Below are 20,354 nucleotides of genomic sequence, written 5' to 3' on the forward strand. Positions count from 1 at the left end.
GCGCTCCACGTGCTCCACGTGCTCCGCCAGCATCGCACGGCCACGCGCCAGACGCTGCTTCACCGCGTCTTCAGACAGCCCCAGAGACTCCGCCACCGCGCCCACGGATTCCTGCTGACGATAATACAGCACCATGGGTTCTCGATAATTCGATGGCAGGGTCTGCAGCGCGCTCCAAAGCATCGCCGTTTCCTGTTCATTGATCGCGCACTCATCGGGCGAAAGTTCGCCTGATGCCGGATGCATCACCTCATCTAGCTCAGTCGCCATCGCGGTGGGAGTGCGCTGCTGACGGCGCAGGAAATTATGGATCACATGCCGCGTAATGCCGCAGAGCCAGCCGCGAAGATTGCCCTTCTCACGCAGATTGCGCAACTGCTGCCACGCAGTGATGAAGGTTTCCTGGGCCAGGTCTTCGCTCACATGCACATTGCCGCAGGCGCTGTAGGCCAGCCCGCAGACGAGCGACTGATGTCGCTCCACGATGCGGCCGAAGGCCTGTGCGTCGCCCAGCAGGCTGAGTTCCACGAGTTGGGTGTCGTCTGTAGTTCCAGGGATGAGTGTTGCAGTATTCATGTCATCCTCCAGTGGTCGCCGCCGCATGCGCGGTGACAAAAAAATGTGTTCTTTCCCGCGAAACGTCAAACACAACGCAGCCACCAACCACTCAAGACCGAAACTTGCGCTATCATATCCAGCAGGCCGTGGCAAAAATCTCCCCCATGAAACTCTCCAGCTCTTCTTTCTTAACCGGGCTGCTCACCTGCCTTTTCGGAGCGCTCCAGCAGACTTCGGCTGAACCGATTCAGGTGAAAGCTCAATTTGTGCATGAGGATGGCCGTGCGATTTCTGGCATGACCGTGCGCATGGTCATTGGCAGCGAGAAAGATTCACGCGCTCCGAGTGCGGGAAAAACCCTCACCACCGACGGTGAGGGCCGCGTGAGCTACACCATCGATGCTCCCATCAAGGAGCGGAAGATCCAAACCGGCTCCGCCTTCTTCCGTTCGGCAGCGCAATTGATTGAGGTCGGCATCGAGATGGAATTGCTGGGGCGCCGGGCCTTGTATTGGATTGAACTGGACCTCATCAAGGCCGGCCCATTGATGGGCCAGGCTGCCTACGTAGCAGGTTCCAACGGTCGCTTTGACCAGATGCTCAAGTTCAATGATAAAACGCATAGCTGGTCCTTTCCTGACGATCCCAAAGGCATGCAACTGACCGGCACGGGAGCGAATGTTCTCCAGCATGACATGAAGAAAAACGCCGCAACGGGTCGCTGGGAAATCGATCTGAAAGTGGAAAAGCAGAAGTGGGAACAGCGCTGAAGCAGTTCAAGCCACGGCCATGCGGGCTCCATCCGTGAATGTCTGGAGCCAGTCGATGCGTCGCTGAAGCCGCGACTGACGCTCCTCGTTTGGATTCGGGTAGAGGATCGGATACCAGGCGGTCATCACAGCCGCGCGGCCGATGAGACTTTGCTGCAAGGCGCAGGCGTCAATGCTCCCTCCTGCCTCGCAATACGCATCACAGATCGCCTGCACAGTGGCGTGGTCTTCATCAAGAATCTGCGCATTCCAGATGATGGAGGCCACATCCCATTCGATGGGCCCAGCGAAGGTGTCTTCCCAATCGGTCCATAGCAGTCCGCGCGTGGTGTTTATGAGGTTGCCCATGTGGGCATCTCCATGCAGAGCCTGATGCGGATAGCGGTTGAGCACCTTGATGGAGCGCGTGAGGTGATCCCTCAGCATCTGCTGCGTGTCTGAAGGAAACAGTTCACGGTTTTGCAAAATCTCGAGGCTTTCCGTGAGGATCGCCAGCTTGGGAAGTGGCTCCTCAAAACGGCGCATGATGTCGTGGCATTGGCACAGCGTGTGCCCGATTTCACTAGCATCAGGCTCGGTATCCACGCGAGTGACAAACTGCCAAAAATTCATCGGATAGCCCAGATGCTCATGGGGCCCCGGCGGAAGATCGGGGTGCAGCGGGATCACCGGTGCGCCGCTCTCCGTCAAATGGTGGGCGATGGCATTCTCCCGCGCAAACCACTCCGTGCCCTTCCGTGGCCCGTCCACATCCTGCACCACGCGTGCCACCAGCGTTTCCGTGAGACGCAGCACCAGCGTGCTGCCGTTTTGAAGAATGTCGCAGCGGTCCGGCGTGATGCCATGGGCAATGGCTGTTTCCGTGGCGGCGCGGATGGGAAGATCGGTGTCGGTCATGAATTATTAAAGCGCTAAGACTCACCCCACCCACTCGCACGATTTCACGCACGCCCCTGCGAGCGTCGCTGCCCAGCGCACGCGCCAGCCAGCAATCTCCGTGGCATATTCCCGAGCTTCATCGTCGTGGTAAGCGGGCTGTGGCTGCAGGGCGAGCGATTGGTCAATGATCACACGCACGTCATCGGGCACGGCGCTGTCACAGTCCCAGCGCACCGGCAGCCGCTGCGGTGCTTCATCCGCGAAACCGCTGCGCGCATCAGGCAGCGAATCGGCAAAGCGGACATAGGGTTTGATGTCGAGAATGGGCGTACCATCGACGAGATCGACGCCTGAAACAAACAGGCGCGGCGCGGCATCGCCTTCGAGTTCCACGCGATCCAGCTTCACCACGCTGAGTGTCAGCCGGTTTGGCCGAAAGGGCGAGCGCGTGGCAAACACCCCGCGCCGTTCATTGCCCCCGAGCCGTGGCGGGCGCACCGTGAGGGCTGTGGGCTCTTCGATGACCAGATGAAACTGCGTGATGAGCCACAGGTGGCTGAACTGCTCAATGCCACGCACCGCCTCCATGCGCCGGTACGCAGGCTCAAACTCCACCACGCCCCAGGCACTGGGGACCAGCCCGGACTGCCGTGGCACACCGAACTTGTCGGTGTAGCACGTGCGCAGGGTGGCGATGATGTTCAATGAAATCATGAGACGAAGTGAGCGCGCACTTACTTGTTCGCATCCATTTTCTTCATCACTTGCCGAATCGGACGCCCACCTCATCTTCATCACACATGCCCCCCGCCCGCCTGCTGCTCTCCATTCTGCTCCTATCGCCCCCCCTCCATGCCGAACGCATGAGCTGGCTGGAGAACGACCGCATCAAGCTGGGCGTGGATCTTGATCATGGCGGTGCCATCACCTTTCTGGCCAGCGTGAAGGACGGTGCGAATGTGATCAACAACTTCGATCTGGGGCGGCAGGTGCAGCTTTCATTTTACTCCGGCCCTGTGCCCTTTGAAGCGGATGGGCAGAAGCCCGCGGAGCACTGGCGGCACATCGGCTGGAACCCGATTCAGACAGGTGACGATTTCAAAAATGCCAGCCGCATTGTGACGCACAAAAACGACGGCAAGCAGATCCACCTCACCTGCGTGCCGCTGCAATGGCCCCTCAACAACGTGCCGGGAGAATGCACCTTCGACTCCTGGCTGGAACTCGACGGCGCGGTGGTGAAGGCACGGGCGCGGCTCACCAACACGCGCAGCGACATCACGCAGTACCCTGCACGTTTGCAGGAGCTTCCCGCCGTCTATGCCAATGCTGCATTTCCTCGTGTGGTCAGCTACATGAATGACAAGCCCTTCACCCAAGATGCCGTGTCCGCAGCGCCCGCACCTCAGGGCAAACATCCGTGGTCTTTCTGGACCGGCACCGAGGGCTGGGCGGCGCTGCTGGATGAGAAAGACTACGGCCTCGGACTCATCACTCCGGGGCGAGTGCACTTCACCGGCGGCTTTGCCGGCAAGCCAGGCCCCAATGACACCCATGGCAACAGCACCGGCTATCTCGCGGGTCAGGCACTGGAAATTCTCGATCACAACATCGTCTATGAATTCCGCTACGAGCTAGTGCTGGGCACCATGCAGGAGATCCGCGCACGCGCAGACATACACCGCCCGCAGAGAAAACCCTCCTGGAGTTTCACGCAGGATCGCCAGGGCTGGCACTACCAAAACGCCCGGGACACCGGCTGGCCGGTGAAAGACCACCTGCACCTACAGCTTGAGCAGGACGATCCGCAGATCATCAGCCCGCAGACTTTCTGGCAGGCAGCAGATGCACCGTATCTCATCATTGATGCCGCCTTTCATACCAAGCAGAAACAGGGCATCGTGATGTGGCAACAGCATGGGACACAGGGCTACTCATCAGAAAACAAGATCTCCTTTCCCATCACCGCTGACGATGAATTTCACCGCCATGTCATTCCGCTGTCCTCCATCCCTAGCTATCGCGGCGGCATGCTGCGCCTGCGGATCGATCCCGTGGGCAGCGCCGAAGCTGGCGCATGGATGAAGGTGCGCAGCATTCAGCTCTCGGCCAAGCCGGAGTGAGTTGCATATGGGTGAAACAGTTCACAAGAGTCGGCGTCTTTCTTCGTTTAGTCGCACACCTCTCCATTACCATGCTCCGCTCAACCATCTGCGCACTGTCACTCGCCATCGCACTTCCCATTGCTGCCAAAGACCAGGCGGCACCGGAAGGTTTCACCCCCATCTTCAATGGCAAAGACCTCAGCGGCTGGAGCGGCAGCGACAAATACTGGTCCGTCGAAGACGGCTGCCTCACCGGCGTCGCCGATGGCAAGCTGGACTACAACCGATTCATCACCTGGAAAGACGGCAAGGTGAAAAACTTCGAGCTGCGCGTGAAGGTGAAAGTCACCCCCGGCGGCAACAGCGGCCTGCAATATCGCGGCCAGGAGCGCCCCGACCTCGGCGAGTGGGTCGTCACGGGTTATCAGTGCGATGTTGTCCCGGCGAAGGACGACTACAACGGCATGCTCTACGAAGAGCGCGGACGCCGCATTCTTGCTCACACCGGCGAGAAGGTCATCATCGATCCCCAGGGCCAGCCCTGGGTCGTCGGCAAGCTGCCCATCCAGAACTTCCCCGCCGACCAATGGCACGACTACCGCATCCTCGTTGAAGGCAATCACCACCAACACTGGATCGACGGCGTGCAAACCGTGGACGTCATCGACCTCGACGAAAAAGGCCGCGCTCTCGAAGGCGTCATCGCCGTGCAGGTCCACGTCGGCCCCGCCATGAAGATCCAGTACAAAGACTTCTTCGTGAAGCATCTCCCCGCCGATCTGCCCATTCGGACCGCTGCCGAAGCGATCATCCCCGCAGACGCCGTGAAGGTTGTGCCTCAGGGTGGCAAGCCGAAAAAAGCTGCGAAGTAATCAGTTGCTCACTTCCACACGTTTCCAGCTCCAGACACCTCGGATTGAAGTGCCCCACGGCGCGCCAGTCTCGCACAGGGTATGCCTTTGAAAGCGGTCACTGCGTGTCGGGTTTCTTTGGCTCCCCTCACTTGTGGTGCATGGCGCTACATTCCGTTAACTGGGAACTTTAACTGATGCGTTTTTGATTTTTTTGATTCGGAATAAGCCCGTTTCTCATCGCTATGCAGCTGTTGTGTGTCATTAAAGTCCCCCCTTTTTTGACCCATGTTTTGTGTTCTGACTTCCTGGAGAATCATTCCGGCCCTCATTCTCTTTGCCTTCGTATCGCAGACCGCTGCCAGCACTTTGATCTGGGATGGAAACACCAGCACCACAGGCCTTCAGGACGGCGGGGGAAACTGGAACAACTCGGACACCAACCGGTGGCACGATGGTTCAAGCTACCAGATCTGGAGCAGCACCACACCGGACAGCGCCATTTTTGGCAATGCCAGCGGCGCGGCGGGCACCATCACGCTCACATCGCCCATTTCCGCCAATGACCTCACGTTCAATCCCGCAGGCACCGGCACTTACACGATCACAGGTACGGCGACCAACAAGCTGACGCTCACCGGCGATCACACGCCTGTCATTCAGGTCAACCTTGATTCAGCGAGCGCCGCCACCATCAACGCAGTCGTCGCCGGGACTCAGGGACTTACCAAAACCGGCGCCGGCATTCTGGTGCTGGGGGGCACCGTGGCCAATGAATACACCGGCAGCACCACCGTTTCCGCAGGCACCCTGAAAATGTCAAAAACAGCCGGCCTGGCAGCCATCAATGGAGATGTCATCATCGACGGTGGCACGCTCCAATGGACTGCGGCCAATCAGATGGCTGACACCGCCAGCGTGACATTGAACACCGGCACGCTTTGGATTGGCGGACAAACGGAGACCATTCGCAATCTCACGCTCAATGGTGGCACCACCAATGGCGGCACCGGCTCCAATGGCGGCACCTTTACCATCACCGACACTCTCACCGTCACCAGCAACACCAATCTGGGGCTGAACAGCGGCGCCAACTGGTCTGCAAATACAGTCGTTTTCACCGGCAGCGGCACCGCCCTTTCTATGACTGGCAACAACAGCACCGTCATCTCCCAGTTCGTGGTCGGCACTGGCGGACTTTCGATAACGAGTCGAACGATCAGCCTCAACACGGGCAACGCAGGAAACTCCACCGCGAAGGGCAGCAAGATCGTCCTCAACGGCAACGTCACCGCCACAGGTGTGAACACCTTCAATAAAAATGGCACCAATGTCGGTGTGGCGCAGGTGGATCTCGGCAGCGCCACGCGCACCTGGAATGTCACCACGATATTGAGCACGGATGTCACCAACGTCGGTATTGCCATTGTCGGCACCGGCTCTGCCGGGCTGACCAAGACCGGGGGCGGCACGCTGCTTTTTTCCGGCGAAGACGCCAACACCTACACCGGCCTCACCACCATCTCGGCCGGCATTCTTCAAGTCGGCAAAAATGCAGGCGTCAATGCGATCGCCGGCGACATCCAGATCAACTCCGGCGGCAAGCTTGCTTACACCACGCTCAATGACCAGCTCGCAGACACCACCTCCATCACGCTCAATGGTGGCACCATCAACTTCAACAACCGTACTGAGACCTTTGCCAACCTCTATCAGATTGCCGCTGGCAGCAATGTGAATCCGGATCAAGGAAACGGCTCCATCGTCACCATCACCGGAACGCTTCGTGCCACCGCCGGTGGCACCATCAATCTCAACAGCGGCGGTCGCTGGACCGTTTACAACACGGAGTTTGCCAGCACCTTTACCGGGAATGCCATCGCGCTGAATGGCAACAGCACCACCAGCATGAACCGCTACACCGCAGGTTTGGCCGGCAACGGTGGCATCAGCCTGACCGGCCAGACCATCAGTCTTGCCAAAGGCACCACAGCCTCGGCCAAAGGCAGTGAACTGGTGCTCGACGGCACGCTCACCGCCAGCGGCACGAACAACATCAACGCGGGCGGTGGCACCATCGGCGTGGCGCAGGTGAATCTTGATGGGGGCCAGCGCGAGTTCAACATCACCAGCGGCACCACCACCAGCAACGCCGCAGTGGTCAGCACCACGGTCACCGTCACGAATGACGATTCCACGCCCACGGCTGGCGGCGTCACCAAGACCGGTGCTGGCACCCTGGTGTTCACGGCGGTGAACACCTACACCGGTGCCACCGTGGTGCAGGCGGGGACGCTGCGCCTTGGCAGCACAGGTTCCATTGATGCCTCTCCCACCATCACCGTCGCCAGCGGTGCCACATTTGATGTGGCCAGTGTCAGCGGCGGCTATGCCGTGAAGTCCGGCCAGACCCTGCAAGGCGGCGGCACCGTTTCCGGAGCCACCACGATCAACAGCGGTGCCACACTCTCCATGGGCACCACCGGCGGCGATGTCACCCAGACTCTGACGGTGACTGGAAATCTCACTCTCGCCTCCGGTTCCACCACCGTGTTTGATCTGGACACGCCCACCTTCACCAGCACCAACAGCTTTGACGGCAATGACGTCGGCACCGTCGGCTACAACACGTACATTCAAGGCTTCGCCACCGCCTCCACCGGCGACCACGACCGACTGATTTCTTCCGGCAGCATCACTCAGGCCGTGGGTGCCGCCATCACCGTCCTGGCCAATGGCATCACTCCGACCTACGGGCAAATCTTCAACTTGGTGGACTGGCAGACCACCTTCAACGCTTCCTCGAATCTTGGCACCAATTACCGCACTGGTGCGGGGGATGGCGCATTCGACCTCGACCTGCCGGACATCTCCGCCAGCGGCCTCGTTTGGGACATGAGTTTCTTTGCCTCCAGCGGCATCCTCGTCGTCGTGCCGGAACCCTCCCGCGCGCTCCTCCTTCTCATCGGGCTCGGCCTCGCATCGCTGCGCCGCCGCAGGGCTCGATGATGGAAGCCAGCAATCTGACAGGTTTTGAAACCGCCTGTGCAGCACCGCGCTCCTGTGTCACCAAAGGCGAAGGCGCCGGGATTTCTCCCGACGCCTTCATTGTGGATCGGCCCTCATAAGCCGGATTCTGTGTCCCCGATGCCCTTCGACACCTGGCTGTGATCATTTATCTGTCAGGCTGATCACTCAGCCTGCCCCCGCTTGCGCAGTGGAGCGACTATTACCCGGAGTTATCCATCCCTTGCGGGACTTGCGGCCAGGCGGGCCTTTCTCCTGTTCTGTCTTGCACCGCATGAGGTTTGTCGTGCCCCCTTCCTCGCGGTTGGGGCGGTGGGCTCTTACCCCGCCGTTTCACCCTTACCCCCTTTCGCTCTTGCGAGTTACGGAGGGCGGTTTGTTTTCTGTGATACTGTCTGTGACTGCGGCTTGCACCGCAGCCCCCACGCTTTCACGTGGCATGCTGCCCTGTGGTGTCCGGACTTTCCTCTGGCATCTCCGCCTTGCAGCAAAAATACCAGCGATCACTCCGACCGACCCGCCGTGAGAGTAAGGGCTTCAGCGGAAAGGGCAAGCCGGGTGTACGTGGAAAGATGCCGTGAAACTTATTCCCCGGCTCCGGTGTTGAACCGCATGCACCCACCACCGCGCCATGAAACTCCTGCCTTCTTTTCTGCTCGCCCTCACAATCAGCTTCTCTCTGACCCATGCCGAAGACGCCCCGAAACAACGCCCCGATGCCGCAGGCACCGGCGGCCCGGGCCGCAAGAAGATCAAGGAGATGCTGCTGCAGAAGTTTGACGCCAATAAAAACGGCACGCTCGATCCCGATGAAAAAGCTGCCGCCATGAAAGCCATGCAGGAACGCCGTGGCGGCGGCCCCAAAGGCGGCTCCCCCGGCGAACCCACGAAAGGCGGTGGCCCGATGCAGGCGATGCTTCTGCAAAAATTTGACGCCAACAAGAACGGCGTCCTCGATCCCGACGAAAAAGCTGCCGCCATGAAAGCCATGCAGGAGCGCAAGGGCAAATCAGGCGGGTTCCCCGGTGCTGCTGGCCCCAGCACGGAAAGTGGCAGCAAGTTCCGCCGTCCGCCGGAAGCACCAAAAGAAGGCGACGCCAAATAAGCTGGCAGCGATCCTTACTTCGCAACGCTGTCCTTGAGCAGCTTCAGCAGCGCATAGTCTGCGTACTGGATGTCGCTGATCTTCCATGCGCCGCCCTGCTGCACGCAGTGGAAGGTGATGCGCTTCTTCTCTTCAAAGTTCACAAAGGTCACCAGGACGGTGGCCTTGCCCTCTTCCGTCTTCGCCGGGTGGATCACGAAATTTTTGATCTCCATGTCCTGGGCGTCGTAGAGCGGGTCGCCATCGAGCGCGCCGACTTCGCCTTTGGAGTCGATGGAGTCCTTCCAGAGGAGATCTCCAAGCTCCTTCGTGAAGTAGTGGTCCACCAGCGCCCGGTCATTGTCTTGGAAAAAGGGTGACGCTTTTTTCTTCTCCGACTTGTAGAGCTCCGCGACCAGCGCATCTGGCGTGGCAGCCTTGTCAGCAGCGTGAAGAGTCAGACCGCAGGAAACAAACAGCAAAAACAAAGTCAGGAGGCGCATGCGGCTGTTATCGCCGCAAACGCGCCAAAGTCGAGTTCATCGTGCCTCACTCGTCCGCGTCCTTCTTGCCCTTCTTTTTGGGCGCATCCGGCAGAGGCACACCGCGCTGGCGGGCCTCCCACTCCGCGTAGCCTTTTTTGCTGTGATTTCCCACATACTGATAGGTGTCAAAGATCGCTCCATTACCCAGCACGCGCGGGTCTTTTTCCTCTTTGAGCATGGTCTCCAGCTTCGCGCGCAGCTCTTGTTTCTTCACGGCAAACTCGGGCACGTTGGCCAGGTTTTTCAGACACTCGGGATCCTGGGCGATGTTATAGAGCTCCTCCTCCGGGCGGTAGTTAAACGCGAGATCATAGAAGAGCTCCTTGTTCTCCACGATCCATGATTTCGTGGGCCCATCATCGCAGTTGCCGTAGCCGGTTTCCGGATTGCAGGCGGGCCAGCGCTCCGGGTGGTAGTTGTGGCTGTAGAAAAACTCGGGCGTGCGGATGGCGCGCACGGGATAACCCCAGTCGTTCGGACGCCCCAGATCGTGACGCTCCTTGCCAGCCAGCATGACTTTGCGATCTTCCACGAAGCCGCTTTTGTCACTGCTCAAAATCTTTACCAAACTGCTGCCGCTCATCTGCTCATGCTTCGGCAGTCCGGCCAGTTCGAGATAGGTCGGCGCAAGATCGCGCACGTTGATAAAATCTTCAACGACACGCCCCGGCTTGATCCCCTTCCCCCAACGCATGGCAAGCGGCAGGTGATAGCCGTCCTCATAAATCTGCCCCTTCACCCGTGGAAACGGCATGCCATGATCCGAAGTCACAATGACCAGCGTGTCCTCCAGCAGGCCGGACTTCTCCAGAAGGTCGAGCGTCTGCCCGATCTGCTTGTCGCCCCATTCCACCTCGATTGCGTAGTCCGCCAGATCACCTCGCACCGTGGCGTTGTCCGGCAGGTAGCCGGGCACCTTCACGTCCTCGAGTTTCTTGCCCAGACGCACACCGGAATCGAGCTCATAAGAGCGGTGCGGCTCCTTGAATCCCATCCAGAAACAGAAGGGCTGCGCCTTTTCGCGCTGCGCCAGAAAGGCTTCGAAGTTGCGAGGGTAGTCCGTGGTCGTGATGCCCTTCGCTGGTACTTCTTGTTTGAATTCATCAAACGCCGGCCCGGCAGGATTGCGCGTGCGGCCTTCCAGTTTGAACTCGCCCGGCCCCCAACCCTTGCCAGTGAGGCCCACGGTGTAGCCGCCTTTTTCCAACAGGTCGGGATACACGGCAAACTTCGGCGGGAAGATGCCCCCATGGCAAACCGCCTCCTCAAGCTGCCAGGAGTTGCGCCCCGTGAGGATGGTGGCGCGGCATGGACTGCACTTCGGATTGGAGGTGAAGGCGTTCTTAAACAGCACCCCTTCCTTCGCCACACGGTCAAAGTTCGGCGTCTTGACCCAGTCACAGCCATACGCACCCGCATGCTGCCAGCCCCAGTCATCAAAGATGATGAAAAGGATGTTCGGACGCGGCACATCCGCAGCACGGATGCCGGCAGCGAAGGCGAGAGCAGCTAGGACGGCCAGATGGAATTTCATGCGCCGTGAAACGCATGAGAAGTCCTCAACTTGCAGCCGCTTCTTCCACGCTCACACAGGTGCAGACGAGGTGGCGGTCGCCATACACGTTGTCGATGCGCGAGACCGGCGGCCAGTACTTGGACTCCTGCACCCACGGCAGCGGGAAGGCGGCGGCTTCACGCGTGTAGGCGTGCGGCCAGTCGCTCTTAGTGACGGCGGCGGCGGTGTGCGGGGCCTGCTTGAGCGTGTTGTCCGTGGGATGATACGTGCTGCTTTCGACACCGATCATCTCCGCGTGGATGCACTGCATGGCCTCACAGAAGCGGTCGATCTCGGCCTGGCTCTCGCTCTCCGTGGGTTCGATCATGAGCGTGCCGGAAACAGGCCAGCTCATCGTCGGCGCATGATAACCAAAATCCATCAGCCGCTTCGCCACGTCTTCCACGGTGACCTTGTGGAAATGGCTGAAGTCGAGAATGCACTCGTGCGCGACGAAGCCCTTGGAGCCCTTGTAAAGCGTAGGGAAATTCGCCTCCAACTTTCTGGCGACATAGTTCGCATTGAGGATGGCGTACTTGGTCGCATCAACAAGACGCGGCCCCATCATGGCGATATACATCCAGGAGATCGTGCAGATGCTGGCGCTGCCCCAGGGAGCGGAGCAAACCGCGCCTTCACGGCGGTCCGTCTGCCATGTGTGGTGCCCCGGCAGATGCGCACGCAGATGCGCGGCCACCGCGATGGGCCCGACGCCCGGCCCGCCACCGCCATGCGGAATGCAGAAAGTCTTGTGCAGATTCAGATGGCACACATCCGCACCGATGCGCCCCGGCGAAGTCAGCCCCACCTGCGCATTCATGTTGGCGCCGTCCATGTACACCTGTCCGCCATGGTCATGCACCAGTCGGCAGACTTCGACGATGGACTCCTCAAACACACCATGCGTCGAAGGATACGTGACCATCAGCGCGGCCACCTTCTCTTTGTTCGCCTCCAGCTTCGCCTTCAAATCATCGACCGAAATATTGCCCTGATTGTCACAGGTCACCGGCACGACTTTGAATCCGCTCATCACCGCGCTGGCCGGATTTGTGCCGTGCGCCGAGGTGGGAATGAGGCAGACATCGCGGTGGTCCTCGCCGCGTGCGGCATGGAAACGTTTGATCGCCAGCAGGCCGGCATACTCACCCTGAGACCCCGCATTCGGCTGCAACGACACCGCATCAAAACCGGTGCATTCAGCCAGCCAGCCTTCGAGGTCACTGAACATCGAGCGATAGCCCTCGGTCTGATCATGCGGCGCGAAGGGGTGCAGGCCGTTCACTTCCGGCCAGCTCAGCGGCATCATCTCCGCCGCCGCGTTCAGCTTCATCGTGCAGGAGCCCAGCGGAATCATGCTGCGGTTCAGCGCGATGTCCTTCGACTCCAGACGGTGCAGATAGCGCATCATCTCCGTCTCGGAGTGGTAGGAATTGAACACTGGATGCGTCAGAAACGCGGACTTGCGGTGGTGCCGCGCGGAGCAGTGCAGCGGATTTTCATCATCGAGCACCGGCGGCTGCTGCGCCTTGGAAATGCCAAAGGCTGTAAGCAGGTTGAGCAGCTCTTCTTCCCGCACGCGTTCATCCAAAGCGACTCCCACCGTGGTGGCGTCGATCTTGCGCAGATTGATGCCGAAGATCAGCGCGCGCTTGAGCAGGTCATCGGCGTTCGGCACGCGTACGCTCAGCGTGTCAAAGAAGTCGTCGCTCAGCACATCCAGGCCCGCACGCAGCAGCTCGCCAGCCAGCCATACCGCTGCGTCATGCACACGGTGCGCGATGGTCTTGAGTCCCTGCGGCCCGTGATACACGGCATACATGGACGCCATCACGGCAAGCAGCACCTGCGCGGTGCAGATGTTGCTGGTGGCCTTTTCACGACGGATGTGCTGCTCACGTGTTTGCAGAGAGAGCCGATAGGCAGGTCTGCCGGAGGCATCCTTGGAAACACCGATCAAGCGACCGGGCAGCCGGCGCTTCAGCGCATCACGCACGGCCATGAAGGCAGCATGCGGGCCTCCAAAACCCAGCGGCACACCAAAGCGCTGGCTGTTGCCCACGCAGATGTCCGCTCCGAATTCACCCGGCGGCCTGAGCACCGTGAGCGCAAGCAGATCAGCACTGACGACGAGCAAAGCTCCCGCCTCATGAGTCTCGTTCGCCAGTTCGGCAAAATCATGAATGACCCCCAGCGTGTCAGGATATTGCACGAGGACGGCGGCCAGTCCCTTGGTGCCATCATGCTTCCATTTCAGCACATCCCCCACCTCCACGCGGATTCCCAGCGCATCCATGCGCGTGCGCACCACCTCGATGTTGTGCGGGTGGCATTGGTCGGAGACAAACACGCGTGATGCGCCAGCCACCTGCGCCACCGCAAGGCCCAATGCTTCAGCACACGCAGTGCCTTCATCGAGCAGCGAGGCGTTCGCCACATCCAGCGCCGTGAGGTCGCGGATCATCGTCTGAAAATTGATCAATGCCTCAAGACGGCCCTGCGCGATCTCCGCCTGATAAGGCGTGTAGGCTGTGTACCAGCCGGGATTTTCGAGGATGTTCCGCTGAATGACCGGCGGTGTGAAGGTGTCATGGAAGCCGAGCCCGATGAACGAGCGCATGACCTTGTTCAGGCCCATGATCTGCCGCATGCGGCGCAACGCCTGCTCCTCGCTCAGCGGGGGTGCCAGATTGAGCGGCTCGCGCACGCGAATGCCTTCCGGCACCACCTGGTCGATGAGCTCATCGAGCGTTTTAAAACCGAGCGTTTGCAGCATGCTCTCCGCCTCGGCGGCGGAGGGACCAATGTGACGGCGGGAAAAGTTTGTAGGCATCGAAATCGGAGCGGTTTGAGGAGGCCGCCACGGTATCTAGCCGAGGGCCTGTGTCACTTGCCAAACAAGGCCCAGAATTTTTTCTCGGAGGCCTTCTGCTTGCCCTTAGCTTCGCGCAAAAACGGTGCCAGCGAGGCCAGATTCAAGATCAAGTGATTGAGAAAATTGAACGGCGCCCGCAGCGGACGCTCGAAATCCACGAACAGCACCACGCGATAGCCGTCGGTGTCGTTCCAGACTTCGTGATTGTAAGTGTCATCAAAGATGATCGCGCTGCCCTCCTGCCAGGCATAGACCTGATCGGCGATGCGAATGCGACACTGGTGGCGCGGCTCCGGCACCATCAGCCCGAGATGCATGCGCAGCACACCCGCGAAGGGGCCCCGGTGCTCAGGGATGTGTTTGTTCGGAGAAAGGATGGAGAAGAAGCCGGTCGTGCAGCCAGGGATCTGGGCCAGCACTTTCATGGTCTCCGGGCAGTGGCGGGCGTTTTCCTCGCAGTCCATGCCGACCCCTTTGAGAAAGAACGTCTTCCACTGGTCATCGCCCTGGATCATGCCGACCTCCTTCACGATGTCCTGAAAGCTGGGCATCGCATCGCGGTATTTCATCACTGAGTCGACTTCGGCACGAACCTTCTGCCAGTCTGCCTCAATACCCTTGACCCAAGGGAAGTGCCGCGAGTCATAGATCGGCGGATCACCATGAATGGAACAATGCGCAATGACCGCCTCGACGACGTCCTGCAGACGATTGGTGATGCGCTCCACCCAGCCGTTGGCCGGAAAGGTGCGATGACGGCGGTGATAAGCGTCAATCGGCTTGAGCTGAAAGCCGGCTGGGACGGTGGCGATGGAAGAGGATGCTTCGGGAGGCATGGGACTAAACTCCGTGACGAGTAACGAATCCGTCACTTTTTGCAGCCAAAAAATAGCGCGTCAAACGCTCAAAACCACACAGGCTTCAGGCAATGTGTTTGCCGTAGGTGGCGGCGTCCATCAATGCCTCAAACTCCGCAAGATTGGAGGACTGGATTTTGAAAATCCAGCCACCGGCATAAGGATCACGATTGAGAAGACCCGGGTCGCCGGTCAGCGCCTCATTGACGGCCACGATTTCTCCAGACACCGGAGCATAAATATCACTCGCCGCTTTGACAGATTCGATCACGCACACCTGCTGCCCCGCAGTGACCTGGGTGCCCACCTTGGGAGGGTCCACAAAGACCACGTCCGTCAGTTCCGCCTGCGCATGATCCGTGATTCCGACCGGAGACGGGCTTTGGGTGGGATCGATCCATTCGTGGGAGTCACGGTAGCGGAGGTTTTCGGGGACGTTGCTCATGGGGATGTCTGTTTGGGAATATTAAAGGGAGGGCTTGCGATAAAACGGCTTCTTCACCACTTCCGCCGGGAAACGCCGCCCGCGGATTTCGATTTCCAGCGTGCTGCCGATCGTGGCGGCGCTCAGCGGCACGTAGGCCATGCCGATGCCGGCTCCGAGGCTGGGAGACTGCGTGCCGCTGCACACCTCGCCGATGATCTCCCCGGCAAATGCCACCGGATAATGCGGCCGTGGTGGCGGAGCCGCGCCCGTCATGCGGAAGGCGGCCAGCTTGTCGGGCAGTCCGGCGGCTTTTTGCGCCACAAGAGCTTCACGGCCCGTGAAGTCGCCTTTGTCCAGATCCACAAAGAAGCCGAGTCCGGCCTGCAACGGCGTGCGCGTTTCCGAAAGATCATTGCCATTGAGCGGATAGCCCATCTCAAGCCGCAGCGTGTCACGCGCCCCGAGTCCGCAGGGCATGCCACCAGCAGCCTTCACGGCATCCACGATTTTGCGGAACCACGTCTCCGCCGTCTCTATGGGCATGAAAAATTCAAAGCCTTCCTCCCCGGTGTAGCCAGTGCCGCACAGCCACATCGGCCCTTCACTGGTCATGGAGACGAGGATGGTGTTGTGCTCAGGAAAAGATGCGGCACTGCCAAAGACCGCTGCCGCCACTTCACGCGCCTTGGGTCCCTGAATGGCCAGACCGGCGGTAAAATCACTCGCGTTGGCCATCATCACCTCATCATCCTTGTTGAGCTGCGTTTCCAGATGCGCCCAGTCCGCATCAATGCGCGAAGCATTCACGACGAGGTAAAATTCACGCTCGCTGGTGCGGTAGGCGATCAGGTCATCAATCACGCCGCCGAGTCCGTTCAGCAGCAGGGTGTACTGCCCCTGGCCGGGCTGCAGCTTGGTGATGTTGTTGGTCAGCACCCTGTTCAGAAAAGCCTCGGAACCGGGGCCGCTCACGATGAACTGGCCCATGTGGGAAATATCAAAAACGCCGACGCTCTGGCGCACGGCTTTGTGTTCATCGACGATGCCGGTGTACTGCACCGGCATGTCCCAGCCGGCAAAGGGCACCATGCGAGCCCCCATTTCCACATGCACGGCGTGTAGAGGAGTACGGCGAAGAGGAGTGGTATCAGACACAGTGCGCGCATGTTGTGAAGCACGGAGGCTTTGTCAATTCTCGCGGCATTTTAAGCCAATTTCTGAATGCCAATCTTATTTGCAGGCCCTCGCATCCACTCCATACTCCGCCTCCCCAAACGCCCGCGAAAAAAAAGCCCCAACCATGGCAGCCCCTTTCCTCACCCAGGACTTTCACATCCGCTGGTCCACCCTGACCCCCGAACACATCGAAGCAGACATCCGCGCCGCCCTTGAAAAAGCGCAGGCGAATCTGGATGCCGTCATCGATCAGGACCGCGGCAAGCTGATGAACTTTGACTCCGTCGTGCTCGGGCTCGACGAATGCACCCGCGAACTGAATGAAGCCTGGGGCCTGGTCACCCATCTCGATTCGCTGTGCAACTCCCCCGCCCTGCGTGAGGCGCACAACAAGATGCTGTCGGAAGTCAGCTCCTTCTTCGCCAAGATCCCCCTCAATGAGCACCTCTGGGACCTCTTTGTCACCTACAGCAAGACCGACGAGGCGAAGCAGCTCACGCCAGTGCGCAAACGCGCCCTGCAGGAGGCCATGGAAGGCTTCATCGAGGCTGGTGCCGATCTGCCGCCGGACAAGAAGAAGCGCATGGAGGAGATCGAAGCCGAGCTCTCCAAGCACACGCAGAAGTATTCCGAGAACGTGCTCGATTCCACGAACAAGTGGGAGCTGCTCATCGAGGACGTGGATCGTCTCAAAGGCCTGCCACAGACCGCCATCGAAGCCGCCAAGGCGGATGCGCTGGCCAAAAACCTCGGCACGCCTGAGAAGCCCGTCTATCGCTTCACTCTGAAGGCTCCCTCGATGATTCCTGTCATGGAATACCTCGAAGACGAAAGCATTCGCCGTCAGGTCTGGGAAGGCTCCTGCAGCATTGGCTGCGGCGGCGAACACGACAACACCGAGCTCGTCTGGAAGATCCTGCGCCTGCGCCATGAGAAGGCGCAGATCATGGGCAAGGCAAACTTCGCCGATCATGTGCTGAACCATCGCATGGCCAAGAACGGCCAGAGCGCCCTCCGTTTTATCACGGACCTCTATGAGCGCGTGCATGAGGCCTTCCAGCGTGAAACCATCGAGCTGCAGGAATTCCGCGCCGACAACGCCCACCAGGCCGTCGATCTGTTCGAGCCCTGGGAAGTCTCCTTCTGGAGCGAACGGCAGCGCAAATCGAAGTACGATTTTGATGAAGAAGAGCTGCGCCCCTTCTTCCCCATCGACAAGGTGCTCAACGGCATGTTCCAGCTGGCCGAAAAAGTGTTCGACCTTCGCATCACCAGCCGCGAGGTCGTGTACGTCGAGCCCGGCAAGGACGCCCCCGCCAATGTCAGCTCCCAGCCCGGCAAAGCAGGCCCTGTGGAGGTCTGGCACCCCGAGGTGAAATTTTACGAAGTGCGCAATGAGAAGGGCGTGCACATCGGCTCTTTCTACGCCGACTGGCATCCGCGTGACTCCAAGCGCGGCGGTGCCTGGATGAATTATCTCCGAATGGGCGTGCCACCCAGCGGCGAGCGCGACCGCCGCCTGCACCTTGGCCTCATCTGCGGCAACATGACGCCGCCTGTGGATGGCAAGCCTGCGCTGCTCACGCATGATGAAGTCACCACCGTCTTCCATGAGTTCGGACATCTGCTGCACCAGCTCTGCGGCAATGTGGAGATCCCCTCGCTCAACGGCGTCAGTGTTTACTGGGACTTCGTGGAGTTGCCCTCGCAGCTCATGGAAAACTTCTGCTGGGAGCGTGAGAGCCTCGATCTCTTCGCCCGCCATCATGAAACTGGCGAAACGATCCCTGCGCGCCTCTTCAAAAAGCTGCTCGCCGCCAAGAACTACCGCAGCGCCAGCGACATCATGCGCCAGCTCGCTTTCGGCAAGCTGGACCTCGAACTGCACATGCACCACGCGACCGATGAAGGCGTGGACCTCGACAAGCTCGCGCGCTCGATTCTCAAAGGCTACATCATGCAGCTCAAAACTGAGCAGCCGACCATGGCACGTCGTTTCGGCCATCTCTTCAGCAGCCCCGTCGGTTATGCCGCCGGCTACTACAGCTACAAGTGGGCCGAAGTGCTGGATGCCGATGCCTTCACCCGCTTCCAGCAGGAAGGCGTGCTCAATCCCACCGTGGGCCGCGAGTTCCGCGACACGATCCTCAGCAAAGGTAACTCCGAAGACCCCGCCAAGCTCTTCCAAAAATTCATGGGCCGCGACCCCGACGCCATGGCCCTCCTCGTCCGCGCCGGTTTGGCATAAAGTAGGATGGGCGTGGCGACAGCCCGCCCGTCCATGAGCGTGTGGAAACATCCACGACTACGCGCTTCCCAGACCTATTCTACGTCCTCGCCGCCCGTCCTCGATACGCCACGGCAAAGAACACACACACCGCCGCAGTCAGCGCCGTCTCTCCCCACCAAAAGCGGGGCCAGTCGGTGGTCTTGCCCACCGTGCAGGCATCAAACCACCAGCCACCGCCGAGGTAGCCGAGGAGATTACCCACACCGCTCATCAGCATGGCCAGCAGCGCCTGCGCGCGCACCCGCCATTTCGGATCAATGCGCTCCTCCAGGTAAATCTGTGTAGTGATGAAATAGAGCGTATAGGCAAAGCCGTGCAGAAAGGTGCCAAACACCACACTCGGCAGCGTGTTGAACGTATTGAGAGAGTAGCGCACCACACAGATCGCAATGCCGGAGAGGAAAACCCACTTCAACCGGAAACGCGTCAGCAATCCCGACAGCAGCAGCATGACCACCACCTCGGTCGTCTGACCAATCGAGATGACTGCGGAGATGTTCTGCACGCCAAGATCATGCAGCTGACGTGAAGTGTAGGGATAAAAAGCCGCCAGCGGAATGCAGTACAACGCCGCCGTCAGAAAGACCACCCGGTGATCCCGGTGTATAAGCAGCCCCAGCGCATCCAGGCCAAGGACCTGCTTCCAAGTTCGGTGCTGCACGATCTCCCCGGGCGGAATCATCGGCAGCCGCCATGTCAGCGTCATCACCACCAGCCACAGTCCCGCAGCGGTGACTCCTGCCAACAACGATGCATCGGCACGCAGCACAAAGCTCACGATCCAGCAGCCGACCATCCAGCCCCCCGTTGCCCAGGCACGCAGCGGACCGAACTGAACCTTGGCATCGTGCAGCTGGGAGAACACAATGCTGCTGGTCACGCTCCAGGCTGGCAAAGCCACAAGAGCCAGGATCTGCGCGCAGATCAAAACCGCCGCATCACTCCAGCCCCAGGCCAATGAACCACACGTGAGGAGCAGGGCAATGCTCGTTGCCGCTGTCAGCCACCGCAGCAGCAGCACCGGCGAGTGTTTTTGATCCGCCAGCGCTCCCACAAACAAAGGCGAGATGAACGCGGCGGTCGCAGTCGTGGCAAACACCCAGGGCACCAGATGCCCCCGGCCGTGCGCATTGAAGACGTTCGCCAGCGGCACACTCCACATCCCCATGGGCATCGCTGTGCAGAAAAACAGCGTCGCCAGCGATTTGCGGCTGGCCTTGGCATCCGGGGCGGGGTTGGACATCGTTGTTATTTTTGAAATAAGCCGGGAGGCGGTAAACTCCAACAACGAGTCTGTAAAAAGCGTTGGTTGCACCCCCGGCTCACCTTTCCATCTTCCGCGACCTTTCTACCTC

General features: G+C 59.9%; 16 protein-coding genes and 1 other RNA gene. 6 read left to right on the top strand and 11 right to left on the bottom strand.

The window, feature by feature from the left end:
* Positions 1 to 576 (bottom strand): RNA polymerase sigma factor (locus tag WAW39_RS10115; protein ID WP_422318349.1); only part of this gene is annotated, 576 nt, incomplete at its 3' end.
* Positions 577 to 722: 146 nt separating this feature from the next.
* On the opposite strand from WAW39_RS10115, the gene WAW39_RS10120 reads away from it, so the two are divergent.
* Positions 723 to 1,328: a hypothetical protein gene (locus tag WAW39_RS10120; RefSeq protein ID WP_422318351.1), complete on the top strand. Its 606-nt coding sequence runs from the start codon at positions 723 to 725 to the stop codon at positions 1,326 to 1,328.
* Positions 1,329 to 1,334: 6 nt separating this feature from the next.
* Here the strand turns inward: WAW39_RS10120 and WAW39_RS10125 are convergent, their stop codons facing one another.
* Positions 1,335 to 2,225 (bottom strand): phosphotransferase, encoded by an 891-nt coding sequence (locus WAW39_RS10125; RefSeq protein WP_422318353.1) that lies wholly within the window; start codon positions 2,223 to 2,225, stop codon positions 1,335 to 1,337.
* Between the two features lie 21 nt (positions 2,226 to 2,246).
* Complete coding sequence (tsaA, locus tag WAW39_RS10130) at positions 2,247 to 2,921, bottom strand: tRNA (N6-threonylcarbamoyladenosine(37)-N6)-methyltransferase TrmO (protein WP_422318355.1); 675 nt, start codon at positions 2,919 to 2,921, stop codon at positions 2,247 to 2,249.
* 86 nt (positions 2,922 to 3,007) lie between these two features.
* Here tsaA and WAW39_RS10135 point away from each other — a divergent pair, with 86 nt between their 5' ends.
* The 3 genes from WAW39_RS10135 to WAW39_RS10145 all read left to right on the top strand — a co-directional run bounded on the left by WAW39_RS10135 (position 3,008) and on the right by WAW39_RS10145 (position 8,172).
* Positions 3,008 to 4,330 (top strand): hypothetical protein, encoded by a 1,323-nt coding sequence (locus WAW39_RS10135; RefSeq protein ID WP_422318357.1) that lies wholly within the window; start codon positions 3,008 to 3,010, stop codon positions 4,328 to 4,330.
* Between the two features lie 71 nt (positions 4,331 to 4,401).
* Entirely contained in the window at positions 4,402 to 5,184 is a 783-nt protein-coding gene (locus WAW39_RS10140) for a 3-keto-disaccharide hydrolase (RefSeq protein ID WP_422318359.1), read from the top strand.
* A gap of 267 nt (positions 5,185 to 5,451) precedes the next feature.
* Positions 5,452 to 8,172, top strand: a complete 2,721-nt coding sequence (locus WAW39_RS10145) for a beta strand repeat-containing protein (protein WP_422318361.1) — start codon at positions 5,452 to 5,454, stop codon at positions 8,170 to 8,172.
* A 98-nt stretch (positions 8,173 to 8,270) separates the two neighbouring features.
* Here WAW39_RS10145 and rnpB read toward each other — a convergent pair.
* Positions 8,271 to 8,710, bottom strand: an RNA gene (rnpB, locus tag WAW39_RS10150) — RNase P RNA component class A.
* A gap of 111 nt (positions 8,711 to 8,821) precedes the next feature.
* Here rnpB and WAW39_RS10155 point away from each other — a divergent pair.
* On the top strand, positions 8,822 to 9,295 hold the full coding sequence (locus WAW39_RS10155) for a hypothetical protein (RefSeq protein WP_422318363.1): 474 nt from the start codon (positions 8,822 to 8,824) through the stop codon (positions 9,293 to 9,295).
* A 14-nt stretch (positions 9,296 to 9,309) separates the two neighbouring features.
* Here the strand turns inward: WAW39_RS10155 and WAW39_RS10160 are convergent, their stop codons facing one another.
* From WAW39_RS10160 to gcvT, 6 genes are all read right to left on the bottom strand, one after another.
* Positions 9,310 to 9,777 (bottom strand): DUF3828 domain-containing protein, encoded by a 468-nt coding sequence (locus tag WAW39_RS10160; protein WP_422318365.1) that lies wholly within the window; start codon positions 9,775 to 9,777, stop codon positions 9,310 to 9,312.
* 46 nt (positions 9,778 to 9,823) lie between these two features.
* Positions 9,824 to 11,353 (bottom strand): sulfatase, encoded by a 1,530-nt coding sequence (locus WAW39_RS10165; protein WP_422318367.1) that lies wholly within the window; start codon positions 11,351 to 11,353, stop codon positions 9,824 to 9,826.
* 25 nt (positions 11,354 to 11,378) lie between these two features.
* Complete coding sequence (gcvP, locus tag WAW39_RS10170) at positions 11,379 to 14,207, bottom strand: aminomethyl-transferring glycine dehydrogenase (RefSeq protein WP_422318369.1); 2,829 nt, start codon at positions 14,205 to 14,207, stop codon at positions 11,379 to 11,381.
* 53 nt (positions 14,208 to 14,260) lie between these two features.
* Positions 14,261 to 15,085: an aspartyl/asparaginyl beta-hydroxylase domain-containing protein gene (locus WAW39_RS10175; protein ID WP_422318371.1), complete on the bottom strand. Its 825-nt coding sequence runs from the start codon at positions 15,083 to 15,085 to the stop codon at positions 14,261 to 14,263.
* A gap of 85 nt (positions 15,086 to 15,170) precedes the next feature.
* The gene (gene gcvH, locus WAW39_RS10180) at positions 15,171 to 15,551 is read right to left on the bottom strand and encodes a glycine cleavage system protein GcvH (protein WP_422318373.1); all 381 of its coding nucleotides are present in this window, start codon (positions 15,549 to 15,551) and stop codon (positions 15,171 to 15,173) included.
* 21 nt (positions 15,552 to 15,572) lie between these two features.
* Positions 15,573 to 16,688 (bottom strand): glycine cleavage system aminomethyltransferase GcvT, encoded by a 1,116-nt coding sequence (gcvT, locus tag WAW39_RS10185; RefSeq protein ID WP_422318375.1) that lies wholly within the window; start codon positions 16,686 to 16,688, stop codon positions 15,573 to 15,575.
* A gap of 145 nt (positions 16,689 to 16,833) precedes the next feature.
* Between gcvT and WAW39_RS10190 the strand changes: the two genes are divergently transcribed.
* Positions 16,834 to 18,957 (top strand): M3 family metallopeptidase, encoded by a 2,124-nt coding sequence (locus WAW39_RS10190; protein WP_422318378.1) that lies wholly within the window; start codon positions 16,834 to 16,836, stop codon positions 18,955 to 18,957.
* Positions 18,958 to 19,036: 79 nt separating this feature from the next.
* On the opposite strand, the gene WAW39_RS10195 is transcribed toward WAW39_RS10190, so the two are convergent.
* Entirely contained in the window at positions 19,037 to 20,242 is a 1,206-nt protein-coding gene (locus WAW39_RS10195) for an MFS transporter (protein WP_422318380.1), read from the bottom strand.
* Positions 20,243 to 20,354: the final 112 nt, after the last annotated feature.

This window comes from Prosthecobacter sp. (assembly GCF_049294395.1).
GTDB lineage: Bacteria > Verrucomicrobiota > Verrucomicrobiia > Verrucomicrobiales > Verrucomicrobiaceae > Prosthecobacter.

What these genes read in the sequence shown, in the direction of transcription:
- WAW39_RS10135 (WP_422318357.1), top strand. Translation starts at nt 3,008, where the DNA reads ATGCCCCCCGCCCGCCTGCTGCTCTCCATTCTGCTCCTATCGCCCCCC.
- WAW39_RS10195 (WP_422318380.1), bottom strand. Translation starts at nt 20,242, where the DNA reads ATGTCCAACCCCGCCCCGGATGCCAAGGCCAGCCGCAAATCGCTGGCG.
- gcvP (WP_422318369.1), bottom strand. Translation starts at nt 14,207, where the DNA reads ATGCCTACAAACTTTTCCCGCCGTCACATTGGTCCCTCCGCCGCCGAG.
- tsaA (WP_422318355.1), bottom strand. Translation starts at nt 2,921, where the DNA reads ATGATTTCATTGAACATCATCGCCACCCTGCGCACGTGCTACACCGAC.
- gcvH (WP_422318373.1), bottom strand. Translation starts at nt 15,551, where the DNA reads ATGAGCAACGTCCCCGAAAACCTCCGCTACCGTGACTCCCACGAATGG.
- WAW39_RS10165 (WP_422318367.1), bottom strand. Translation starts at nt 11,353, where the DNA reads ATGAAATTCCATCTGGCCGTCCTAGCTGCTCTCGCCTTCGCTGCCGGC.
- WAW39_RS10145 (WP_422318361.1), top strand. Translation starts at nt 5,452, where the DNA reads ATGTTTTGTGTTCTGACTTCCTGGAGAATCATTCCGGCCCTCATTCTC.
- WAW39_RS10140 (WP_422318359.1), top strand. Translation starts at nt 4,402, where the DNA reads ATGCTCCGCTCAACCATCTGCGCACTGTCACTCGCCATCGCACTTCCC.
- WAW39_RS10120 (WP_422318351.1), top strand. Translation starts at nt 723, where the DNA reads ATGAAACTCTCCAGCTCTTCTTTCTTAACCGGGCTGCTCACCTGCCTT.
- WAW39_RS10125 (WP_422318353.1), bottom strand. Translation starts at nt 2,225, where the DNA reads ATGACCGACACCGATCTTCCCATCCGCGCCGCCACGGAAACAGCCATT.
- WAW39_RS10190 (WP_422318378.1), top strand. Translation starts at nt 16,834, where the DNA reads ATGGCAGCCCCTTTCCTCACCCAGGACTTTCACATCCGCTGGTCCACC.
- WAW39_RS10175 (WP_422318371.1), bottom strand. Translation starts at nt 15,085, where the DNA reads ATGCCTCCCGAAGCATCCTCTTCCATCGCCACCGTCCCAGCCGGCTTT.
- WAW39_RS10155 (WP_422318363.1), top strand. Translation starts at nt 8,822, where the DNA reads ATGAAACTCCTGCCTTCTTTTCTGCTCGCCCTCACAATCAGCTTCTCT.
- WAW39_RS10160 (WP_422318365.1), bottom strand. Translation starts at nt 9,777, where the DNA reads ATGCGCCTCCTGACTTTGTTTTTGCTGTTTGTTTCCTGCGGTCTGACT.